General features: G+C 61.1%; 2 protein-coding genes. One reads left to right on the plus strand and one right to left on the minus strand.

Annotated features, from left to right (window positions below):
- Positions 1 to 2,185: EAL domain-containing protein (locus tag ACUH78_RS18890; protein WP_445334413.1), on the plus strand; the 2,185-nt coding region annotated here is incomplete at its 5' end.
- 62 nt (positions 2,186 to 2,247) lie between these two features.
- Here the strand turns inward: ACUH78_RS18890 and ACUH78_RS18895 are convergent.
- Positions 2,248 to 3,365: GGDEF domain-containing protein (locus ACUH78_RS18895; RefSeq protein WP_445334412.1), on the minus strand; the 1,118-nt coding region annotated here is incomplete at its 5' end.

Raw genomic sequence — 3,365 nt, forward strand, 5'->3', positions numbered from 1 at the left:
GCTGCCGCTGGCGCCGCGCGGCGATGACGAGATCGGCAATCTCTCGCGCGGGTTCAATGCCTTTCTGGATGGTTTGAATGTCCGGCGTCAATCCGACGCAAAGCTCCAACTCGCAGCAAGCGTATTCAGCCACGCCCGTGAAGGTATCGTTATCACCGATGCCGATGCCCACATTATCGAGGTCAACGACGCCTTCACCCGTATCACCGGCTATCCCCGAAACGAGGTATTCGGCCGCAACCCCCGCATCCTCAGCTCCGGGCGCCATGATCGAGCTTTCTATGACGAGATGTGGCGTGATCTGCGCACCCGAGGGTACTGGGAGGGGGAGGCCTGGAATATGCGCAAGTCCGGACAGGAGTACGCCCTGTCACTCACAATCGCGGCCGTGCGCGGGAGCGATCAGCAGACCTCCCACTATGTGGCGCTGTTCTCGGACATCACGCGGCAAAAGGACAATGAGCAGCAGCTCAGGCATATCGCGCACTTCGATCCGCTCACCGGCCTTCCCAACCGGGTGCTGCTGGCCGATCGCCTCGAGCAGGCCATCGTACGGGTAAGGCGCAGCGGCCTGCCGCTGGCACTGGCTTATATCGATCTGGATGGGTTCAAGTCAGTAAATGATGTACATGGCCATGACGTCGGCGATCAACTGTTGGTGACCCTTGCCGCGCGCATGAAGGATTGCCTGCGCGAGGGCGATACCGTCGCCCGCCTGGGTGGCGACGAGTTCGTCGCCGTACTTGCCGATCTGAGCAATCAGAGTGCAGCGAAGGATCTGATCGATCGATTGCTGTCCGTCATCGCCCAACCGGTAAAGGTGGATGGCGTGGTCGTTCAGGTTTCCGGCAGCATCGGGATTTCCCACTACCCGCAAAGTGATGATGTCGATCCCGATCAGTTGCTGCGCCAGGCGGACCAAGCGATGTACCAGGCCAAGGTCGCGGGCAAGAACCGTTACCATATTTTTGACACCGCACGGGATGCAAGTCTGCGCGGTCAGCACGAGCACCTGGAGCGCATCCGGGAGGGATTAATCAAGAACGAGTTCGTGCTTCACTACCAGCCCAAGGTCAACATGCGCAGCGGCGAGGTGATCGGAGCCGAGGCCCTGATCCGGTGGCAACACCCGGATCAGGGCCTGCTTGCACCCGTGGAGTTTCTGCCGCAGATCGCACAACATCCGCTGGAAGTGGAACTGGGACGCTGGGTGATCGACACTGCGCTGACCCAGATCGCGGCATGGCAGGACGCGGGAGTCGATTTACCGGTTAGCGTGAACATCTCCGGCTTTCATCTGCAGCAGGCCGGTTTTCTGGATGAACTGCGAGCCCTGCTGGCAGCGCACCCGAACGTGCCGCGCGGCTATCTTGAGCTAGAAGTGCTGGAGAGTAGCGCTCTCGAAGACATCGCCCTGGTCTCCGCGGTTATCGATGCATCCGCGACGCTCGGAGTCAGTTTTGCGCTCGATGATTTTGGCACCGGTTATTCGTCGCTCACCTATCTCAAGCGCCTGCCGGCGCAAGTGCTCAAGATCGATCAGAGCTTCGTTCGCGACATGCTGCAGGACTCGGACGACCTCGCTATTCTAGAAGGAATACTGGGGCTGGCCACCGCCTTTCGGCGCACGGCGATTGCCGAGGGGGTGGAGACGGTGGCGCACGGCGAAACCCTGCTGCGGCTCGGCTGCGATCTGGGCCAGGGCTATGGCATCGCCCGACCGATGGCGGCGGCCGATCTGCCTGCGTGGCGCCAGCGTTGGCGCCCCGACCCACGATGGGCGCATGCACACTGCCTCGACCGCGAGCTGATGCCGGTGCTGATTGCCGGTGTCGAGCATCGAGGCTGGATTGTTGCCCTGGGGGAACACCTCGATGGCAGGCGCGACGCGCCGCCGCCACTCGATCATCATCAATGCCGATTAGGCCAGTGGCTCGACAAGACCATCCATCAGCCGCGCCACGCCGCAACCTTCGCCACCATTGAAACCTTACATCTCCGGGTACACGCGCTGGCCGCCGACTTGCTCAAGCGGCGTTCGCAGGGTCACGATGTCGAAGCTTTGGCCGGTATGGCGGAACTTCACGCACTCTGGGACGCGCTGCTGGTCCACCTCGAATACCTGTTGAAGGACGATCCGCGCAGCCTGGCGCCGTCGTCTGGAGGCGGATCAAACTGTCGATAGAGAATCCCCCCTGAATCGCCCCGGGTTTGGTGGAGTCGGCACCGGTCGTAGCTTCCGGACACTTAAAGACCGTCAATCTCCGTGCGGTTCCGCCCCCGCTGCTTGGCTTGATACAGCGCCGCATCGGCTGCGGCCAGTAACAACTGGAGACAACTCGTGCTTCCCGGTCGCAGCTCAGCCACGCCAATGCTGACCGTGACGTGCGCGCCAATGGGAGACGATAAATGGGGAACGCCAAGTTCGGCCAGCTGCGCATGAATCCGCTTCGCCACGATTGCGGCGCCTGCGCTTGCCGTATCCGGCAGCAGCAACACGAACTCCTCGCCGCCAAAACGGGCCACGAGGTCGGCAGGGCGATGAACGGCTCCACGCAACACAGTTGCAATGGCTTTCAGGCACTCGTCGCCGGCGACATGGCCGTAGTGGTCGTTGTAAGGTTTGAAATGATCGACATCGATCATCAAGACGCCGAGCGGAGCGTGATCTCGCGCGTGGCGCTGACATTCCACCAACAGCATTTCATCAAAGTAACGTCGGTTTGCGATTCCCAGCAGACCATCTTGCCGACTGAGCGTGAGCAGGCGGCGGTTCGTGTCTTCGAGTTCCAGCTGGAGCCGCTTTGTGGCGGTGATGTCCTGGGTGAGCGCCAGCCCCCCATAAACGCTCCCATCCGCGCTTTGCAAAGGGATAGCGTGGACCAGGAAACATGCCTCGTTGAACAACACCTCGACCTTGCCCGCCGTGCCGTCGAGCGCGTTACGGTACAGAGCGGCGAGTGGCGTCGAAATGTTCTCAGGGAAGAGTTCCCATAGGAGTTTGCCTTCGAGATCCTCCTTTCTGAGCTGGTGGTCGCGAAGCCCCAAGCCATCGGCGAAGGTATAGCGCAACTCCTTATCAAAAAGGATCACCGCACCATTGGGAAGGTGGCTCGCGATCGTCCGATAGATTGCTTCACTGCGCCGTAAGGCCTCCTCGCGCTCCAGGATGACCTGTTCAGTCAGCTTCACGTTCGTGATGTTCTCATGACTTAGCACGGCTCGCACGGGACCGTCACAGCTCATACGCGTTACACGGAGATTGAACCAACGGCGCTCGTTTCGGGAGTGGCACGGGTAGTCAATCACGAACTCGGTGAACTGGCCCGCAAGTACGGCCCTCACGCCCGCGGCTGCTGACCTTG

The sequence above is a fragment of the Thauera sp. ZXT1-4 genome (assembly GCF_052598215.2).